Here is a 20,156-nt window from a genome sequence, read left to right as displayed (position 1 = left end):
CGCACCTGGATGAGCGCACACTTAAACGCAAAGCGGCAAGACGACAGAACGGAAATAAAGTTGAACGATATCAGCTATTCAACCGCCTCGAAGCATTTCAAGACCGGGCAATACACACAGGCGCTTCAAACGCTCAATAAGCTGATCGACGTCAAACGCGATGCGCGCACCTATGCGCTGCTTGCGAAGACGTGTTTACAAATCGGAATGCCCGAACAGGCTGCAACCTCTTACGAGCTTGCCTATCAACAAGACGGCATTGACGCTGAAAGCTACCTGGTTGACAGCATCAAGCTTTATTATGATTGCGGACAGAAGGATAAAGCGCTCGCGCTGTCCAACAAGCTGATCCATAGATTCCATAAATACCCGGATATTTGTTACATCGTCGGCACCATCCTTTTGGAGCGGGGCGAGCCCAGGATTGCCCGCGCGCTGAAAAGCGTGTTGATGAAGAGCGATTCCATCGAGCACATGAAGCTCGGAGCGCGCATTGCGATCACGACGTGGGATCTCTTCGACCACAGGGATATCGAGACGGCAAGGCTGCTCCTGGCTAAGCTGCCGCGTCAACAGGCCGTGCGTCTGATGTATCTTGTGTTTTGCCGCGAGCACTGCAAGTTCGACGCCATCGAGAAGCATCAGCCAATCATCGATGCCGCAATCAGCTCCGGTGAACTATCCTTCATCTCCCTGGACGGGACCTTCTTCAATCTGCACTGGACGGGCGACGAGCATCTTAACCAGCTCGCACGTAGCAACACTCCGGCCTTCTCTCCTGATATGACGATCGCTCGTCGGAAGATGCCGCACGAGTGGAGCGACAAGATCCGCATCGGCTATCTGTCTTCGGACTTCTTCGACAAGCACGCGACGATGAAGCTCATCCGACGCGTGCTGGAACTGCATGATCGAAATCGCTTCGAGGTAACCCTGTTCTGCCATTCCGACCCCGACATGCTGCGCACAAATGAAGCGGATCGTGAGCTGTGGGGTCACGTCGTGACCATCAGAGATATGACCAACGAAGAGGCTCTGGCGGAAATAAAGGCGCGCGGAATCGACATTCTCGTCGATTTGAAGGGTCACACCGCTGGAAACCGCACCTCCATTCTCAATATGGCTGCGGCCCCCGTACAAGTCGCGTGGATCGGCTTTCCTGGTTCAACCGTCAATGTCGACCTGGACTATGCAATTGGGGACCATTACGTGCTTCCCGAGAGCTCCAAGCCGCATTACTACGAGAAATTCGTCAGGCTTCCGGAAACCTACCAGCCGAATGATCCGGTCAACAGGCCGCTTGCCAAGACGATATCCCGTTCCGAAGCAGGCTTGCCGGAGGATGCATTCGTCTTTGCTTCCTTCAACGCCAACCGAAAGATCACGCCAAAGACGGTGGAGCTCTGGGCCAGCATTCTCAAGCGCGCTCCAAACAGTGTGATCTGGATACTCAGTCACAATGCGGAAAGCCGGACGAACATCCTCACGAAATTCCTGGCAATGGGAATAGCTGCAAAGCGTGTGTTCTTCATGCCCAAGCTGGAGTTCGAACTCCACCTCAACCGTATTACGGTAGCAGATCTTGGCCTTGATACATTCCCGGTCAACGGTCACACGACGACCTCGGAGCAGCTCTGGTCCGGTCTTCCGGTGCTGACGAGAAAGGGCACGAACTTCGCGTCGCGGGTCAGCGAGAGCCTGTTGCACGCCATTGGCACGCCCGAACTGATTGCGGAGGACGACGAGGACTATGTAGAGCAGGCCGTATCCTACGCGCTGGATCCTGCGCCACTTCAGGAAATTCGCGACCGGATCGACGCCAATCGCTTCAGGATGCCGCTGTTTGACGCAGAGCGGTTCTGCCGTCATCTCGAGGCCGCCTATATCACGATGATCGATAAGGCGAAGGCTGGCATTGAGCCGGATCACTTTGATGTCCCGGCACTTCCCCCGCGCACCGAACCTTTCATGGTCCGATAGTCGAAGACACAGCTGAAGTCTGCCGGAGGTCGGCGCGATCCTTAGCGGACGCGCCAAGCGTTAGCGCGTCGGCCGCCTCTGCTGGCGGAGCGAATTTACCCAGCGGAAAGAGATCGCTCTAGTGAATATACCCCATGCGGATCGCCTTTGCGATTGCCTGGATGCGATTGACCGAATCGAGCTTGATGGTGGCGGAGCCGAGGTAAGCGTTCACGGTGTGAACGGAAAGACCGAGCTTTACCGCAATCTCTTCACTGATACGACCGTCACCTGCCAGTTGAAGGCAAGCCACTTCCCGCTCGCTCAAGGATTCCGCCGGCGTGACGCGGCGCTCGTCCAGAGCAAGCAGGTCAACCATGATCTCCGTGCACTTGATGTGCTGTTCCAGAACAAGTTCGTTGTCGAGAAGCAGACTGCCGCCACAGAAGACCACGTAGCCGTTGCCGATGGTACCAAGTCGCACGGGCAGCGCCAGTCCGGCATAGGACAAGTCGCTGTTGGAAAGCCTCAGCATCAAGGCAGCAACGTCGGGAATGTCGGAGAAACCGGTGCCGCTCTCACTCTTCCAGATGACAGGCAGGAGCGAGCGCTCGAGATGCTCCTGCAGACGTTCTCCCATGACGTGAACGAGACGAGCGCTCTGCTCAGTCGCATTCATGCCCCAGTTTTCCATTTCGCACAGGAGTTTTCGCTTGTTTGGAAATCCTGAGGCAACGGCGCGCAGCACGACGAAATTCTTGGCGCCCAGTATGCGCTGCATCGCTACCAACCGTGGAAACAGGTCAGAGCGGCTGGCGGCGGTTGCCGCTCGCGCAGGCGCGCCCGGTTCCAGCAGCGACCCATCCGTTTCCTTGTAGTACCCCATCCGAACGACCCTCATACGAGATTGTTGCGAACCGCGTAGGCAATCGCTTCCGAGCGGGTCTTGGTTGCGGTTTTGCGCATGACGCTGGTGATGTAATTATTGATGGTATTGCGGGAAATGCCGAGAATGGTTGCCATTTCGTCGCTGGTCTTGCCTTCTGCAATCCAGAAAAGGCACTCAAGCTCGCGTTCCGTCAGGTCGATGTCACGTTCAACGCGCGATTCGGCGACGATACCGGAGCTCGCAAAATAACCCGTCAGCATGGCAGCCTCACGCAGGCGATCATCGACAGGGACATTCTCTTGCGCAAAAAGCAGCAACAGTGAAAACCGGACCCGACCGACACAGAAGGTCAATGAGCAATATTTGCGGTCCACCCCGTGGGGAATGACGGCATCTTCCGGCAAAAACAGCATCCGCGGCTTGAGAAGCGCCAGGCACTTCTCCATCTCGCTGACACGATTCTGATTGTTCGTCAGTTCAGACCCCAACCGGCGAACAAGATCAAAAGGCCAGTCAGAGGTGATGATGAAATTGAGGCCGGCTTCCTGTAACAGGTCCTCGCGCGCCAGAAGATAGTGCGAAGCTCCGGCAAAAGACGCAATCATCTCGACTGCAGCTGTAACGTTGCCGTCAGAAGCCGCAATTGCAATGTTACGGATCAGCTGATCGCGCGGCAACGCCTTCACCGATCTATCAAACGGCGCGACCGACAGCCTGCGAACATCAACATCCACCTTCAATAGCCTACGCCCTCTTATTCTCCTTTCGGAGATCATTTAACCGGGATGGAAATCATTTCCATTCAGAAACGCAACCCCTTCGAGCAGCACCGCGTCCCTGGTGACCGAATCAACGCATTTTAGGAAAGGCTACGCGAAACGCCATCGTCATTCGACGACATCCCCGCATTTTCGTCCCTTGTCATGCAACCAAGAGCATATTCATGTTCTTGGTATCGGACAGCGCTGATTTCATTATTCCAACGTAAATTGTCCAACTGATGAACAAATGGTAAATTCCGTATCAAAACAGTACATGTGCCTTGGCGTGATGCAAGAGATAAAACGACAAAGGCCGGGTAAACCCGGCCTTAGATTTATGCTGCTTTCTCGACTGCCCACTTGCGCAGGATCTTGGCGGCTCTTTCCTCGCTGATTTCCACCATGCGGGACAGGCGACGTTCCGGTCCTTCGCGGACCCGACGATTGAAGTCGCCTTCGCCACTGTCGCCTGAGAGGAGGTCGTCGGTACTGTCGAAGCCGAAATCCGCACCGAACCCGTCCATGAGGCCGCCGGCGGCAGCGCCGCCGCCCAGGCCCGGCGAGAAGTCGGGCAATTCAAGGCCTGCTGCTTCCTGACCGAGTTCTGCGGTAGCAGCAGAACCTGAAGACATGGAGCGGACGATCGGACGGACACCGAGCCAGACAACCAGGAAGGCAACAGCGACGAATGCCAGCGAGTTGATGATGCCTGCGGAGTTGCGGCTCATGACTTCCATGAAGCCCGGGCCGGCGACTGCCTGATCCAGCAATTGCGTCTCAAGGAAGTCCATGGCCGTGATCGTGACCACGTCACCGCGATCCGCAGAGATACCGGCAGCCGAAGCGACGATCTTCTGCATTTCTGCGAGATAGGCATCGACCTTTGCCTGATCGGCGGGTTCACCGATCATCTTGGCAAGGCGACCCTTGTTGACGACGACCGCCACCGAAATCTTGTCGACCGTGTAGCCATTGCGGACTGTCGCAGTGGTCTTCGAGTTGATTTCGTAGTTGGTCTGCTCTTCCTTCTTGGCCGATTCGTCAGAAGACTTCGGACCGCCACCACCGCCCTGCGGCGCGGCCTGCGGAACGTTCTGCTCTACCGTTGCTGCCGTATCCGGCGTGGTTTCCTGAGACTTCTGGTCTTCCTTGGTCGTGCGCACGGAGCGCTCGACACGCGATTCGGGATCGAAAACGGTTTCCTGGATCTGCTGGCTGTCGGTATTCAGCTCTGCCGTAACGGTCGAGCGAAAGTTGTCCATGCCAAGAAATGGCGCCAGCGCCTTGTCGATCTTGGTTTCGAGCTCCTGCTGTACATTCTGCGACAGGGTCAGGGAGCGATTGAGTGCACCGTTTCCAACGTCGTCGCCGGATGCGAGCAGCTGGCCGGTCGAGTCGAGAAGCGTCACGTCGTCAACCTCCAGGCCGGGAACAGCCGAGGCGACAAGGTGACGAATGGACGAAGCAGCCTTGCGGCCAGCAGCTGCGCTTGCGCGAATCATGACCGATGCGGTCGGCTTCTGTTCGCCGCGACGAAAGTTTCCGACGTCAGGCATGACGATGTGGACACGTGCAGCTGCGATACCGTCGATCTGCTGGATCGATCGACCGATTTCACCTTCAAGCGCACGGACGCGGGTAACTTCCTGCATGAATGAGGTGAGGCCGAGCGAACCGACATTGTCAAACAGCTCATAACCGGCATTGGCGCTGTCTGGCAGCCCCCGCTCGGCAAGCAGAAGCCGAGCCTTGCTGGTCATACCGACGGGAACCTGCAGGCTCGTTCCATCGGCACCGACCTGAAAATCGACGTTCGACTCTGCAAGAGCGATGCTGATCTTGTTCAGATCCATCGTTTCCAGGCCGACATAAAGTGTTTCGTAAGCAGGTTTGTTCACATAGAGCGCGGCTGCAAGAATGATCGCCATGGACAGAACGCCCACACCACCCAGCACCAAAAGCCGCGTCTGCCCAAGGGCCGCGAAGTTTTTAAAAACCTGAGGGAATTGATTTAACAGATTCATTCTGTCCCGCACCGTCATTCAAAGAGTCCGAGACCTTCTGGTCCCGCTACCAAACTAGACGGCGAAGCTTGCGCGAGCGTTTCCCGTAGGGCTTTTAGGGGAAGACGCTCGCGCTCCGTTTTTTAGCCTGCGACATAGACGGAAATGATCGCTGAAATCTGAGCCGGTGTCAGCGATCCCATATGCGTGCCCATGAGTGTCCCGATCTGATCGCTGGACAGGCTGACAAGCGTGTCCGTGGAAAGACCCGTTACGCCGGACGAGTTGAACGCGGCAATATCGGCGGTCGAGAACTTCGCCAGATTGTCCTTGGAAAGGGCGGCCACCTGCCCTGACGTCAGCGCATTGACCTGTCCAGGGGTCAATGCCTCGCTTTGAGCTGTCGTCAGTATTGCTATCACACCGACCGTCAGGCCCGATACGGCACTTGTGCCCAGTGCGGAAATGTCTTCTGTCGTAAACAGGCTGATGTCTTCCGTACCGAGTGCCGCCGCCTGGATGGCGTTCAGCCCGCCCAGCTGGGCTGTCGTGAGCGCATCCACCTGCGATGTGCTGAGTGCGACGATCTGGTTGTACCCCATCGCTCCAATCTGTGCCGGTGTCAGAACCTGGATTTCTGCGTTCGTCAATCGAGAGATGATCTGCGTTGAAAGACCCCTGATTGACGAGGCTGAGATGGCCGCGATTTCGGAGGCCGAGAAAGTCGACATTCCCTCCGTCGTGAGACCGGACAGGCCGTCCGCGCTCAAGGCTGCAATCTGCGCCGTCGACAGGGAGTCCAATTGATCCCTGCTCAGGGCCGCGACCTGCTTGCCGGTCAGGCCGGAAATACCCGCAGTGCCAAGACGTGCCAGTTCCGTGGCAGAAAGTCCGCCGATAAATTCGGTCGTCAGCCCCCCTATGGCCGAAGAACTGATCGCGGCGATCTGGGCAGCGCTCAAGGTTTCGAGTTCTTCTGCAGAAAGCCCGGAAACGGCCGATGACGTCAGCGCATTGACCTGCGACGTCGTCAAGACGTGAAGCTGCTCCAGATTGAGAGCAGCGACCTGATCGCTCGACATGCCTGCTATGCCAGCAGCACTGATAGCGGCAATCTGTGCCGTCGAGAATGTCGGAAGATCGCTCGCCTTGAAGGCCGCCACCTGCTGTGAGGTGAATGCGGCAACTTGCGTTGGCGAAAGCGCCGTGAGCTGATCGACGGTGAGAGCGCGAACCTGCGCGGTGGAAAGTCCTGACACGCCGCTGGCAGACAGCGCCGACACGATATCCTGTGGCAGCGCAGCCATTATTGCAGTGCTGATGCCGACAATTGCTCCGGCGCTGATGGCACCGATTTCAGCTTTCGTGAAAGACTTGAGGTGATCGAGGCTCAAGCCAGCCATCTGCTTTGAGCCAAGCGCACCCACCTGATCACTGGTGAACGCCTCCACCTGATCGGCTGTCAGGGCTCTCATCTGATCGCTTGTCAAGCCGGAGACGGCGGATGTCGAGAGTATCGCAATCTTGCTCGCGGGCATTGCTGCAAGCGCTGCCGTAGAAAGCCCTTGTATGACGTGCGCAGGAATGGCCGCCAGATCATCGGTGGAGAAGAGGTCGATATCGTCTACACCGAAAACCGAGAGCTGCACCGATGTCAGGGCGGCAATCTGGGTTGGGGTCAGAGCCTCCACCTTGTCGCTGGAAAGCGCATCGATCTGGGCGCTGGAAAGCCCCGCAATCGCAGAGGTGCTGAGCGCCGCGATCTGCGCCGGAGACATGGCCGCAACACCGGCTGTCCCCAGAACTGCGATCTGCTTGGAGCCGAGAGCCCCAATCTGAGCCGTCGAAAATGCCTCCAGCTGCTGCGTTGTAAGCGCGGAGATCTGAGCTGATGTCAGCCCCGCGATGCTCGCGGTGCCAAGAACAGAGATCCGTTCGAGAGGCAGAGCAGCGATGGTGCCGGGTAACAGTCCTGCGATGGCGTTCGATGTCAGGGCCGCAAGCTCTTCGGTCGAAAGCGCCGCAATATCTTCGGTGCCGAATGCGCTCAGTTGCGTTGACGTCAAGGCGGCGACCTGTCCGGTGTTGAAAGCCTCGATCTGCGCCACAGACAAAGCAGCGATCTGCGCCGTTGTCAGACCTGCTATCGCTCCCGAACTCAATGCTGCAATCTGCGAGGGGCTGAAGGCGGCTGCACCTGCCGTGGAAAGTGAAGCAAGCTGCTTGGAGCTGAGTGCGGCAACCTGCAACGTGCTGAGACCTTGAACCTGCTCTGTCGTCAGCGACGAAAGCTGTCCACTCGACAGTCCAGAGAGGCTGGCGGTTCCAAGTGCAGCAAGCCTGTCAGCCGAGAGGCTTGCCAGAACGGCTGTCGACAAGCCGAGGACAGCACTCGACGAGAGCACCGCAAGTTCCGCCTTCGAGAAGACCGCAAGATCCTCTGTCCCAAGGGCACCCGTCTGCACTGAATTCAATACTGCGACCTGAGTGGTCGTGAGTGCTTCGAGCTTGTCGGTTGCCATGGCACCGAGTTGCTCGGCAGTGAGGCCAGGGATACCGGCTGTGCTCAGCGCGGCGATCTGGCTTGACGACAGCACTGTGATTCCACCTGTTCCAAGGGCAGCGACCTGCCTGGAGCTCATCGCTCCAACCTGAGCCGTATTCAATGCCGCAAGCTGCGCACTGTTTAGATAAGCGACCTGTGTCGTTGAAAGGCCGGGGATCGCGACAGACGACAGCGCGCCTATGATCAAAGGGTCAAGAGAGGCAATTTTCTCCGTCGACAGGCCAGCGAGGCTGCCGCTGGATAGCGATGCGATCTCCTTTGATGAGAAGCGCGAAAGATCGTCGGTGCCCAATGCACTGACCTGGGCAGAGCTCAAGACTGCCGCCTGATCCGCCGTCAACGCTTCCGCCTGTGCGACCGTAAGCTTGTCGATCTGCTCTGTCGACAGCCCGACAACCCCGCTGGAACTCAAGGCCGATATCTGATTGGTATCGAGCGCGGCAACACCAGCTGTTCCCAGTGCAGCAACCTGGCGCGATGTCAGCGCCGCAATCTGCTTGTTGGACAAGGACGCGATCTGGCTTGACGTCAGCGCCCCTATCTGGTTGGCGGAAAGACCCGAAACAGCAGCTGTGCTGATTGCCAACAACTGCGATCCGGTGAGTTTGCCCAATGTTTCCGTCGACAACCCGGAAATGGCGGAAGAACCGATTGCGCCGATTGCAGCATCTTTCAGCGACGCAAGATCATCGGTTCCAAGTGCAGCAACCTGCGAGGATGTCATCGCCGCAATCTGCTTGGTTCCGAGCGACGCGACCTGCCCTGTGCTGAGAACTGAAATCTGGTTCGTCGTCAATCCTGCGATCGCCTGGGCGCTCAGGAATGATATCTGATCTGCCGTAAGCCCGGCAATCGTGCTTGTTGGCAACGAGCCGATGATGTTGGCATTGATGGCGGCGATATCGGCACTCGAGAATTTGGATATACCTTCCAGACCAATCGCCCCGAGCTGGGCAGACGTCAATGCTCCAACCTGAATATTCGTCAACGCCTCGATTTGCGATGTCGACAGTTTTGAAAGCTGGGTCGTCGTCAGGCCTGAAATCCCGGCTGCGCTGAGAGCCGATATTTTTGACGTTGACAGTGCACTTATATCGGCTGTGCTCAGAACTGAGACCTGATCGGCAGTCAAACCTGACAACTGCTTTGTCGTCAGCGCACCGATCTGAGCGCTGCCAAGAGACGCGATGTGCCGGGTTGTCAAAGCTGCGAGGCTGTCTGCGTTGATGGCCGCAATCTTATCTGTCGAAAGCGATTCCAATGTCGCGCTGGACAGACCGATGATGGCAGCCGTTCCGATAAGGCTGATTTCCTTGGTCGTGAACGTCGCGATGTCGTCAGCGCCAAGTGCCGCAATCTGGTCCTCACTGAGCACCCTGACCTGCAGGCTCGTAAACGCGGCCGCCTGATCTGTGGTAAGCGCGGCGATCTGTTTTGAGGAAAGCCCCGCAATGCCGTTTGTACCGATCGCTGCAATCTGGCCGGTCGACAGGGCAGCGACATGTTCTGTGCTCAGTGCGTTGACTTGCGCGGAACTCAGGGCGGCCATCTGTGATGTGGAGAGGCTCGACAACTGGGTGGACGTCAATGCCGCAATCTGAGCGCCGGTCAGGTTGGTCACCGCAACGCTTCCTAGCGCAGCGATCTGTCCCGAAGACAGCGATGCAAGGATAGTTGGGTTGATCGCGCTGGCTTGCGCGGAAGACAAGGCCGCAATCTGACTCGTCTTCATCGCAACGAATTGCTGTGAGGTCAGGGCATCAAGCTGTTCCGTCGTCAGGCTTGCAATCGAAGCCGTCGAAAATGCTGCAACGAGGACTGTTTCGAGTGAGGCAAGCACGCCTGTGCCGAAACCGCCAATGGCCCTTGCCGACAATGCAGCTATATCCTGCGAGGAGAAAGTTTTTAGATCCTCGACGCCAAGCGCAGCCGTCTGCGTGGACTTCATGGCCGCTATCTGATTTGTCGTCAGCGAATCGACCTGCAGCGTGGAAAGGGCTGCGACCTGATCGGACGTTAGTGATCCAATTGCCGCAACGCTGAGTGCTGCAATCTGCTTACTGTCCAGAGCGGCGATGACATCGGTTGAGAACCCGCCGATGCCGGCTGCGCCAATCGCGCGAATATCGTCGAGAGAAAACGCAGCGATGTCCTCGGACTTGAGGCCAGAAAGCTGGCTTGAAGACAATGCAGCAATCTGCGCCGTCGTCAATGCGGCGAGCTGTATAGTCGTCATGTCGCCGATGTCAGTTGCAGTCAGACCGGCCAGCGACTTGGTCGGGATGGCCGCAATCTGTGTCGATGTCAGGGCTGCAATGGCACTTGCAGAAAAAGCTCCGACCTGGCTTGAGCTCATGACCTTTATCTGAGCGGTGGTCATGACGGCGACCTGGGACGGCGTCAAAGCTTCGATCTGATCGGTGGACATCTTCGAGACCGCGCTCGCGTTCAACGCTGCGGCCTGCGCCGTCGTAAGCTCGGCCACTAGGGCTGGCGATATTCCGGAAATCGCCTTGGTGCCCAGGGCTGCAATGGCAGTCGTTGACAGGGCCGAAATATCAGCCTTGTCCAGAACGGCGAGTTGTCCAGATGTCAGCGCAGCCGCTTGGCTGGCAGAAATGGCAGCAATCTGCGTTGCTGTCAGCGCAGCCACCTGATCTGCCTTCAGGGCAGAAACCGCAGCGGCGCTGATGGCGCTCATTTGCGCCGAAGTGAGACTGGCGAGATTCTCACCGCTCAATCCCGTAATCGCCCTCGAGTTGATCGCGGCCATCTCTGCGGTGGAGAATTTGGCGATATCATCGGTGCCGAGTACAGCCAGTTGCGCCGAGTTCAACGCCTTGATCTGCAACGAGGTCAGCGCGTCTATCTTGTCATCCTGCAAGGCAGCAAATTGAGAGGCCGAAAGGCCTGCAATAGCACTGGTGCTCAGCGAAGATATCTGTGCGGTTGAAAAACCTGCGATTGCTTCGGATGACAACGCCTTGATTTGCGTCGTCTTTAGCGCACCCAGCTGCTTCGACGTCAGAACCGATAGCTGATCAGACGTCAGGGCGGCGAATTGATCGGAAGACATGGCCGCAACGGACGATCCGCTGAGCGCAATAATATGATCATTCGTCAGACCCGCAACCGCGTCGGTTCTAAGTGCTGAAAGCGCCTTCGTCGAAATCGCCGCAACTTCAGACGGCGTGAATGTGCCGATTGCAGCCGCACTCAGCGCGCCGATCTGGACGGAGCTGAGAACCTTGATCTGCGCGGAGGTCAGTGCCTCGACCTGCGCAGTCGACAAGGTCGCGAGCTGGTCTGACGTCAGTTTTACAATCGCGCCGGTGGACAGTGCGGCAATCTGCTCGGGCGTCCACTTGGCCACAACGTCGGTCGCAAAGCCGGCGATCGATTTTCCAGACAGCGCGGCCAGTGCGGATGTCGAAAGAAACGCGACCTCATCCGTCGAAAGAGATGACGCCTGGAGCGACGTCAACGCTGCCATCTGCGTTGATGTCAGTGCGCCCAACTGCTCACCGTCAAGCGCATTGAGCTGCTCTATGGTCATCTTCGAAAACGTACTTGCGCCAATCGACGCGATCTGAGCTGTTGTAAACGCCCCAAGGGTCGTTGTGCTGAGCTCTGCAAATGTGCTTGCGCTGATTGCGGCTATGTCCGCAGTCGAAAACTGCCTGATTTCATCCTCAGCGAATGTCTCCAGCTGCGATGCGGTCATTGCTTTGACCTGGGCGGGCGTCAGTGCCTCTGCCTGCGTGGCAGAAAACACCTCGACCTGCGCAGGCGTCAGGCCTGGTATTGCTCGAGTGTTCAACGCCGCAATCTGAGCGGGTGACAGCGCGGCCAAATGAGTGGTCGGCAGACTTTCAAGCTGAGACGACTTGAGAGCGTTGATCTGTTTGGTCGTCAGGCCCGCGAATTGCACCGTTGACATGCCACTCAGCTGTTCTGGCGTCAGGCTTGCAATGGAGGTGGTGCTAAGGCCCGCGATCCCGGACGCAGACAATTTGGCCACGTAGTCTGGACTGAGCGCTGTGATCTGGGCAGCTTTGAGCGAGGCAACCTGGCTAGAGGTCAAGGCGCTTAACTGCGTCGTTTCCAGCCGTACAAGCTGATCGGTTGTCAATCGTGAGATGGAAGCCGTGCTTAGGGCAGCAACCTGCTCTTCGGACAAAGCCACCAAGGTATCGGTGTTCATTCCTGAGATGGCATTGGGGCTCAAGGCCCCGATCTGTTCATTGCTAAACAGATGCACACCCTGCGTCCCGATGCCTGCAATGCCTTTCAGGGAAATCGCAGCAAAGTCGGATGTCGAAAATTCGAGCAGATCTTCAATATCGAGAGCGGCAATCTGATCGGAACTCATGGCAGCGATCTGCGCCGGGGTCAGAGCTTCGGATTGTTCCGTCGACAGGTTTTTCACCTGGTCGGTGGTGAGCGCCGCAATCTGCCCCGAACCCAGACTTGCGACCGAAATCCTGTTTAATGCAGCAATGTGGTCGAGCGTCAGTCCAACCATGCCACTTGTCGAGATACCATTAAGCTGTGACGTGCTCATCGCCCGCAGATCTTCAACCTCGAGGGCCGCGATCTGCTGCGATGAGAAAACGTTGATCTGCTTGGAGGACAAGGCCTTGATCTGCTCGGTCGAAAGCTCGGCCATGTCTTCCGTAGTCCAAGCCGAAAGCGCCGAAGTCGTCATTTTGCTGATCTGACTTGGAGCAAAGGAAGAGATGATAGAAGTCATTTACCGGCCTTCATCGCGAGTACAAACGTTGAAACAACCAGCGAAGCTCAAGAGCCCCGGTAACGAGCGGAAACAAAGATGCGTGCTTCCGTCCGCGGTGTCCCTATGAATGCCTCATGGCTCTCGGCCAAGGTCGGCATTCTCCAGGGGCAATCCTAGGTTTCGTTGCTTGTGCGAAGCTGTGCCGTCTCTCGTTATGACGCCCACCCAGTCCCGGTGTTTGGGGATGATAGGGGCGCAATCGCCGATGCTCCTCTCAAGGGGAGCGTCGAGCGATGCGATGAGAGGTTTCGGCGTTTCTCAGAGGGGCGGATTCAAGAAGGACGGCATTGTAGTGTCGCCCTGTGCAAGAGAGAGGAAAAGACGCGCGGTATCCAGCGCCTCACGGATGGTCACATCCATGTCGAGATAGCGGTATGTGCCGAGGCGGCCGACGAAGGTCACGGATGTCTCCTGGTTGGCCAGCGAAACATACTGCGCAAGCTGCTCTTTTTCCTTCACCAACCTGATGGGATAGTATGGCACATCATCGGGTCCGCATTCTCTGGAAAACTCGCGGTAACAGACCGAGCCGCGATGCTGCTCCCACGGCGAGAAGTGCTTGTGTTCGGTGATACGCGTATAGGGAACGGAAACCTCCCCGTAATTCATCACGGCGCAACCCTGATAGTCGCCCTCATAGGTAAAGCGTTCGAAATCCAGCGTGCGGTAACCAAGCCGTCCGTTCGCATAATCGAAATAACCGTCCAGCGGACCGGAATAGAAGGTGTGGTCGTATCCGCTCACATCGTTGCGCCCAACGTTGCGGGCAAGATGAACCTTTATATTGGGATGATCGAGAATGCGCTCGACCATGGGCGTATAGCCCGTTTCAGGCATTCCCTGAAACTTGTGGAAGAAGTAGTCGTCATCATAATTGAAACGCACCGGCAGGCGCTTGAGAATCGACGCAGGCAGATCCTTAGGTGAGCAACCCCATTGCTTCTGGGTGTAGCCCTCAAAGAAAGCTTCATAGAGATCGCGCCCGACAAACCGCAAGGCCTGCTCTTCGAAGGTCTGCGGATCCTCGATGGATTTGTCGGCCTGATCCTCGATAAAGGCCTTCGCCTCGTCCGGCCTGAATGTCTTGTCGAAAAACTGGTTGATGGTGTGGAGATTGACCGGAAGGGAGAAGACCTGGTCCCTGCTCGTCGTCTTCACACGGTTCTTGTAGGGCATGAAGGTCTGATAGCGGTTGACGTAGTCCCACACTTCCGCATCATCCGTGTGGAAGATATGCGGACCATAGACATGCACCATCACGCCTGTCTCAGCGTCCCGTTCCGTGTGGCAATTGCCGGCAATGTGATCTCGCTTGTCGAATATCTCGACGTGATGACCTGCTTGCGCAAGCTCGCGACCAATCACTGCTCCGGAAAGCCCGGCGCCGACAATAGCAATCTTCTTGGACTGAGACACTCGCAACCTGCCTTGTGCTTTTGCAACGGTGTGCTTTCACGGCCTTTGAGGCGCCTGAAAGCAAACCGAAATCTGCTCCTCACGACCATCACGTGCGTGACAGTCGATTCCCGTTTCTCAAGCCCTAGCGGAGGCCTCTGGCGTCCACAAGCGATTATCAAACGGGATGGGTGAAAACGCGTGCCATTCACGCAGTTTCTCCAGATACCGCGCCCGGTAGGTCTGCTCATCGACAAACTCCAGATTTTCCATGACGAGTTCGGCGCCGATCTCGTAATAGACATCCAGATTCCGCAAGTCCGGCACGGGTATTTCACCCCGCTCCGCATCGCCCTGCATCTGCCAGTAAAGCTCTTCCAGACGACGGGCGAGGCCTGGAATGTCACGCAGCGCGCTCGTGTCCCGGTTGGCCTGAAGCTTGTCGCGGAGAACCTTCAAGGTCTCAGGGTCTTTGGCAAAGGCAATTGCCTTGGCGACATAATCCTGTGGGCCCTCGCAGATAAGCTCGGACACACCGGTTGCCGCCACCACGCTGCTGCAGAAGCGGGCCGCAAAGCTCTTTCCAGGGAATGTCAGGACGGGCAATCCAACCGTCAGCGAGTCGGCTGCGGTGGAATGAGCACCGTATGGGAACGTATCTAGGAAGAGGTCGGCGACGGCAATACGCGCCAGATGCTGAGCATTGCCGGCTTTTGGCGCGAAGATGAGGCGCTCCGGCGCAATGCCTGCCTCCACCGCCAGTTGACGCAGCCGTGCATCGGCCTTTTCGTTTCCGCTCAACAGCCACAGCACGCTGTTCGGTGTCGCCTTCAATATTGTCAGCCAATGGCCGAACGTGCTGGCATTGATTTTCTGCATTCCGTTGAAGCAGGCAAATACAAAGGCGTCGTTGGCGAGACCAACCTGTTCGCGAGTCGGCTTTTCGGCAATGGTCCGCTTGCGATCGATTGGCTGGTTGCAAGCAATCCGCAAGACCTTTTCCGAGTAGTAGATTTCGCTTTCAACAGGCACGATCTGCGCATCAGCAATCATATACTGATGGAAAGGACTGCCGATGGAGCCCGGATAGCCGCAGAAATTGACCACGACAGGTGCTGGGCGATAACCGAAGATCTTCGTTCTGGCATGTTTTGTGTAGCCATTGACGTCGATGAGAATGTCGATTTCGTCTGCAGCAATCTGGCGTGCGGCAGCCTCATCCGTCAGAGCGCCAATTTCGCGCCAGGTATCGACGGCGGCCTTCATCCGGCTCTGCGTTTCGTCCACCGCAACGGGGTCTCCGCAGTAATAGGCGAAGATTTCGACGCTCGATTTGTCATGCAGTTCCAGAACTTCCCGCAGCGCAAAACCAACGGCGTGATCTCTGAGGTCCGACGAGACATAGCCGACGCGCAGGCGAGCGCCCGTACCGGTCTTCTGCTTGACGCTCGGGCGGGGGATTTTGTTGATGTCGAGGCGACCGACAAAACCCTTGTTGTAATCATGGGCGCGGGCGAGCTGGAACATCGGGTCGTCAGAATAGCATCCCAGGGTCAAGGGCGACATGGAATCGACCATCTGGCGCTGGGACACGTGCGTCGAAGGCGTAAGGACTGGCCATTTGCACTGGCGCTGGCGAATGGCGCTCCAATGTTGTCCCGTCTCAAGCTTGTCCGGGCGCATTTCCATGGCCTGCCACAGCACGGTCTCCGCTTCTTCCAGAAGCCCGGCATTTTCCATGACACGGCCGATGTGCTGCAGTGCCATCACCCTATACGAGACGCGCTCCGCTGTCGTTTCCGATGTGCTGTTGGCAAAGCTCTGCCACTGCTGGATTGCCATGGGGGCAACGCCGCTGTCTTCGTAGGCGCGACCCAGATTGATGTGGGCAGGGCCAAACATAGGGTCGATCTTCAGGGCCGCCTGCATGGCATTGATGGAGCCCGCGAGATCATCGAGCTGACGCAGCAGAACCGAGAAATTGAAATACACCATCTGGGCGGCTGGATGATTCTGATTGAACGCCAACCAGGTCTTGTAAAGGGCAGCAGCCTCTTGGAGGCGCCCCTGCCCGCTGAAGTCTTCCGCAAACTTCATCACATCCGACAGAGCCAGACGCTGCGTTCTCGCCAGCTCCAGAAGGTTTGGAAGCAATGCGCTGGAAAAGGCACTGTTTGAGACACTATTCATAAATCAGAACCCCGGATCAGGCGTGCCGAATGGCAACAAACCATTGTCTGTAAGAATTTGGGGTCAGATTAATACTTTGAAGCTTGCGCGGCGCTTTACTTGCATGAAAATGATGCTTTAGTGCCCACAATTTAGCGGATAGAAGCCAAAAAGAGGCTGCGTGGCAGCCCCTTTCTTCAATTCGATGTTCGCGTATCCAGCAGACGAGGCATGGCCGCAGCCTGCCATCAGCGTCTAAAACAGGTCGAAATCGCCGGAAGCCTTGTCGAGAGGCTGTGAATGTCCGTGACGCATTCCCGCACCCAGGGCCTTTTGCATCTCCGCCAGCTTTACGAGGCTCAATGCGGTCGAAACATCCACCACCCAGTCCAGGGGGATAGAGCCGGTGATCGTATCGATGAACTCGGCAAGGCCACGGGCCTTCTGAACCGCAAGATCGATACCCTGCATCAACCGCATTCCCTCGGTGGTAACCGCGCCATTCGTCGCTTCGAGCAATTGCGGCTCGATACGTTCAATAAGATAGGCTACGTCATGCAGTTCGGAAACCACCCGCATCAAAACGTCGGGGAGAGCTTCTTCAAAGGCTGAAAATTCCGCGTGCTCGGCGATCTGCATAAAATACTCCGTGGCCATAACGGCGGACCGGAAACCTTTGTCTCAGTCCGGAATTGAACAATAATGGAACGGGAAGTCCCGCTTTAGAAAAACTCGATGTCGCTGGCCGCGGGCTTTGGTGCTGGTGCTGGACGTCTTTCCAGCGCAACCGTCGTCTGCGTTTCGGCACCGCTGAGCGGATGCTGGCGCGCGCGTCCGGAAACCGGCCAGAACTCCACCTTGCGGCCTTGTTCACCACCCGTCGAAGAACCGACGAGACGAATACCTTCATCCTTCAGAAATTGTACCGCAAATGCGGCATTCTGCTCTCCAACGTTGGAGAAACTGGCAATGGTCTTTGCTCCGCCAAATATCTTGGCTTCGATACGATCACGGCGAGCCCCCTGCTTGAGCAGGCCGTTGATCAGCAACTCCATGAGATGCACCCCGTAACGGGTTGCATCTCCACCCCCCATACCCCCCGTACCCGGCAGCAAGAAATGGTTCATGCCACCGACGCCCGCAACGGGGTCTCTGAGACACGCAGCCACGCACGAGCCGAGAATGGTCGTGATGACCACGTCAGGATCATTGGCGATCTTGTACTCGCCCTGGATTATATGCACGCGCTTGGCTGCGGTTTCGTTCATTTCAAGGATCCGAATACGGCTTCGATAGCTGCCTTCATCTTGTCGATGGAAAACGGCTTGGCCAGAACATTGTTTGCACCGAGCTGTGCGGCCTTTTGAACGAGCGCGCGGTCACCCTGTGCGGTCAGAATGATGAAGGCAGCCTTCTTGGTGGTCGGGTTTGTGCGAACCGCTTGCAGGAAGCCAAGACCGTCCATCTTCGGCATGTTGAAGTCCGAGATCACCAGATGATGAGGCTGCTGCTCCATGATCTTCATTCCCTGCTCACCGTCGCCGGCGGCAGTAATTTGCTTGAAGCCGAGCTGCGTCAGCGCATCGCTGAGCAGGAGACGACTGGTGACCTGATCGTCAACGATCAGAACTTTGATTTTTTCTGCAAGAGACATTAGTCAGAACCTTCTTTTCGGGCAGCAGTAAGTTTCAGAATTTCTTCGCCAATGGCATTGAGCGGAAGCTGTTGTTCAACGGCACCAAGTTCGTAAGCGACCCTCGGCATTCCATAAACGACGCAGGTTTTCTCGTTCTGGCCGACGGTACGCGCACCCGCATGGCGCATTTTCAGCAGACCGGCAGCACCGTCGCGTCCCATCCCGGTCAGGATGACACCAACGGCATTGCGGCCAGCCAGTTCCGCCACGGAGTCGAACAGGACGTCTACCGATGGACGATGGCCATTAACAGGTTCCTTGTCCAATAGCCTGCAACTTGGTGCGGAATGATTAACGACCTGCAAATGCCGCTCACCACCGGGTGCGAGATAGATTTTCCCGGTCTGCAGCCTTGCCCCGTCGGTTGCCTCTTCCACCGCTGGCGCGCAGAGCCGGTTGAGACGCTCTGCAAAGCTCTTGGTGAAGGTGGACGGCATGTGTTGCGTAATGACTGTCGGCGGGCAATTGGCCGGAAATTTTTGCAGGACAGAGATGAGAGCCTCAACCCCACCGGTCGACGAACCGATCGCCACGATCTTGCGGCCCACGCGATAGTCGCTTACGGCCATGGGCTGCGGAGCGGGCGATTTTTCGACCGCCGTCACGCGGTAGCTCTGATGCTGGGACCGGGCTGCAGCCTTTACCTTCTCAGCCAGATCCCCGAAAGGCCTGCTATCGCCGGGTGCCGGTTTGCTGACGCAGTCGAACGCGCCAATTTCCAGCGCCGCAAGAGATGCACCGGCACCGCGCTGTGTCAGCGTCGAAACCATGATGACGGGCATGGGCCGAAGCCGCATGATCTTTTCTAGGAATTCGAGACCGTCCATTTCCGGCATCTCGATGTCCAGGGTCACGACATCAGGATTGAGCTCCTTGATGGCCGCGCGGGCTTCCATGGCATTTCCTGCCTGACCGACCACTAGAACATCGGGATCGGCCTTCAGAACAGCCGAGATCAGGCCGCGCATGGTCGGTGAATCGTCGACGACAAGAACTCTCGCGGGTGCGCTCATGCTTTCCTCCCGCTCGATTTTCCGATGTAGCGGTAGGTCGTGATGCCGGTATTGTCGAACAGCGCCTTCGGATCCCCCGAAACGCGTTCGGAGTGGCCGATGTAGAGATGTCCGCCTTCCGGCAACAGACCCGCAAACCGCGCCCAGATTTTTACCTGGGTCGGCTCGTCGAAGTAGATGACCACGTTGCGGCAGAAGATGACGTCGAAACCGCCCTTGAAGGGCCATTGCGTCATCAGGTTCAGCTCGTTGAACGTGATCAACTTTTTGACCTTGTCGCTGATCTGGTGCTTGCGGCGCCCGCCGACGTCGACCTCCTGGAACCACTGCTTGCGCATGGCCGGAGAAACGGTCTCAAGGGCGTTATCATCGTAAACCCCTGCCCTCGCCTGAGCGAGAATCTTGGGATCGATATCCGTTGCCAGAATCCGGAAGTCGTAATCGGCAGCGTTCGGGAACAAGGAAAGAACCGTCAGCGCGATCGAATAGGGCTCCTGGCCATCGGAGCAGGCCGCAGACCAGATACGGACTCGGCCACCCGCCTTTGCCCGGTTTATCAAACCAGGCAACACCTCATCGCGCATATGCTCGAAGTGGTGGTTTTCGCGGAAAAAGCGTGTGAAGTTCGTCGTCAGATGCGAGAGCATTTCGCGACGGGCATGGGCTCCTTCCTGAGAGGAAACGAGAGCGCAGTATTCGCGAAATCCAGGTAGTCCCAGATTACGAATGTGTTTCGACAGCCGCGAATAAACGAGCGAAGCCTTTGTGTCGTTCAGATAGATACCTGCATCGGCATAAATCATCGCGGCAATTTCGGACAGATCTCGGCGTGTCAGCGGATATTCTCCGCTGGCAAGCACCTCGTCCGGGGATTGGCGTGAGTCGTTGAATTTATGGGCTGTCATTCTTC

General features: G+C 57.1%; 12 protein-coding genes. 1 reads left to right on the top strand and 11 read right to left on the bottom strand.

The annotated features are described in order from the left end of the window. Positions 1 to 60: 60 nt before the first annotated feature. Positions 61 to 1,980: an O-linked N-acetylglucosamine transferase, SPINDLY family protein gene (locus QRN85_RS07520; RefSeq protein ID WP_284757317.1), complete on the top strand. Its 1,920-nt coding sequence runs from the start codon at positions 61 to 63 to the stop codon at positions 1,978 to 1,980. A 118-nt stretch (positions 1,981 to 2,098) separates the two neighbouring features. On the opposite strand, the gene visR is transcribed toward QRN85_RS07520, so the two are convergent. From visR to cheR, 11 genes are all read right to left on the bottom strand, one after another. After that, positions 2,099 to 2,845: a transcriptional regulator VisR gene (gene visR / locus QRN85_RS07515; RefSeq protein WP_062586466.1), complete on the bottom strand. Its 747-nt coding sequence runs from the start codon at positions 2,843 to 2,845 to the stop codon at positions 2,099 to 2,101. An 11-nt stretch (positions 2,846 to 2,856) separates the two neighbouring features. Next, a complete protein-coding gene (visN, locus tag QRN85_RS07510) occupies positions 2,857 to 3,588 on the bottom strand; it encodes a transcriptional regulator VisN (protein WP_062586464.1) in 732 nt (243 codons plus the stop codon). 356 nt (positions 3,589 to 3,944) lie between these two features. After that, complete coding sequence (gene fliF / locus QRN85_RS07505; RefSeq protein WP_284757316.1) at positions 3,945 to 5,633, bottom strand: flagellar basal-body MS-ring/collar protein FliF; 1,689 nt, start codon at positions 5,631 to 5,633, stop codon at positions 3,945 to 3,947. A 122-nt stretch (positions 5,634 to 5,755) separates the two neighbouring features. Beyond that, the gene (locus QRN85_RS07500; protein WP_284757315.1) at positions 5,756 to 12,931 is read right to left on the bottom strand and encodes a beta strand repeat-containing protein; all 7,176 of its coding nucleotides are present in this window, start codon (positions 12,929 to 12,931) and stop codon (positions 5,756 to 5,758) included. Between the two features lie 300 nt (positions 12,932 to 13,231). Further along, positions 13,232 to 14,389 carry a UDP-galactopyranose mutase gene (gene glf, locus QRN85_RS07495; protein ID WP_062586460.1) on the bottom strand — a complete coding sequence of 386 codons (1,158 nt, stop codon included), beginning with the start codon at positions 14,387 to 14,389 and terminating at the stop codon, positions 13,232 to 13,234. A 117-nt stretch (positions 14,390 to 14,506) separates the two neighbouring features. Further along, positions 14,507 to 16,558, bottom strand: coding sequence for an O-linked N-acetylglucosamine transferase, SPINDLY family protein (locus QRN85_RS07490; protein WP_284757314.1), 2,052 nt, complete (start codon positions 16,556 to 16,558; stop codon positions 14,507 to 14,509). A gap of 234 nt (positions 16,559 to 16,792) precedes the next feature. Next, positions 16,793 to 17,176, bottom strand: coding sequence for a chemotaxis protein CheT (gene cheT, locus QRN85_RS07485; RefSeq protein WP_062587185.1), 384 nt, complete (start codon positions 17,174 to 17,176; stop codon positions 16,793 to 16,795). 83 nt (positions 17,177 to 17,259) lie between these two features. Continuing rightward, positions 17,260 to 17,805, bottom strand: a complete 546-nt coding sequence (gene cheD, locus QRN85_RS07480; protein ID WP_062586456.1) for a chemoreceptor glutamine deamidase CheD — start codon at positions 17,803 to 17,805, stop codon at positions 17,260 to 17,262. Beyond that, entirely contained in the window at positions 17,802 to 18,191 is a 390-nt protein-coding gene (gene cheY2 / locus QRN85_RS07475) for a chemotaxis response regulator CheY2 (RefSeq protein ID WP_027673738.1), read from the bottom strand. The genes cheD and cheY2 overlap by 4 nt, the downstream gene beginning before the upstream one ends. Next, entirely contained in the window at positions 18,191 to 19,246 is a 1,056-nt protein-coding gene (cheB, locus tag QRN85_RS07470) for a protein-glutamate O-methylesterase CheB (RefSeq protein ID WP_284757313.1), read from the bottom strand. Before cheB ends, cheY2 begins: the two co-directional genes overlap by 1 nt. Next, a complete protein-coding gene (cheR, locus tag QRN85_RS07465; protein WP_062586452.1) occupies positions 19,243 to 20,151 on the bottom strand; it encodes a protein-glutamate O-methyltransferase CheR in 909 nt (302 codons plus the stop codon). Before cheR ends, cheB begins: the two co-directional genes overlap by 4 nt. Positions 20,152 to 20,156 lie beyond the last annotated feature (5 nt).

The sequence above is a fragment of the Agrobacterium sp. fls2-241-TYG-188a genome, from assembly GCF_030209845.1.
Note: the sequence above shows the minus strand (reverse complement) of the source record. Positions and strands in the feature narration are given on the sequence as shown.

Coding starts and splice junctions, on each gene's coding strand:
- visR (WP_062586466.1), bottom strand. CDS start 2,845: ATGGGGTACTACAAGGAAACGGATGGGTCGCTGCTGGAACCGGGCGCG.
- fliF (WP_284757316.1), bottom strand. CDS start 5,633: ATGAATCTGTTAAATCAATTCCCTCAGGTTTTTAAAAACTTCGCGGCC.
- QRN85_RS07500 (WP_284757315.1), bottom strand. CDS start 12,931: ATGACTTCTATCATCTCTTCCTTTGCTCCAAGTCAGATCAGCAAAATG.
- QRN85_RS07490 (WP_284757314.1), bottom strand. CDS start 16,558: ATGAATAGTGTCTCAAACAGTGCCTTTTCCAGCGCATTGCTTCCAAAC.
- cheT (WP_062587185.1), bottom strand. CDS start 17,176: ATGCAGATCGCCGAGCACGCGGAATTTTCAGCCTTTGAAGAAGCTCTC.
- cheD (WP_062586456.1), bottom strand. CDS start 17,805: ATGAACGAAACCGCAGCCAAGCGCGTGCATATAATCCAGGGCGAGTAC.
- cheY2 (WP_027673738.1), bottom strand. CDS start 18,191: ATGTCTCTTGCAGAAAAAATCAAAGTTCTGATCGTTGACGATCAGGTC.
- cheB (WP_284757313.1), bottom strand. CDS start 19,246: ATGAGCGCACCCGCGAGAGTTCTTGTCGTCGACGATTCACCGACCATG.
- cheR (WP_062586452.1), bottom strand. CDS start 20,151: ATGACAGCCCATAAATTCAACGACTCACGCCAATCCCCGGACGAGGTG.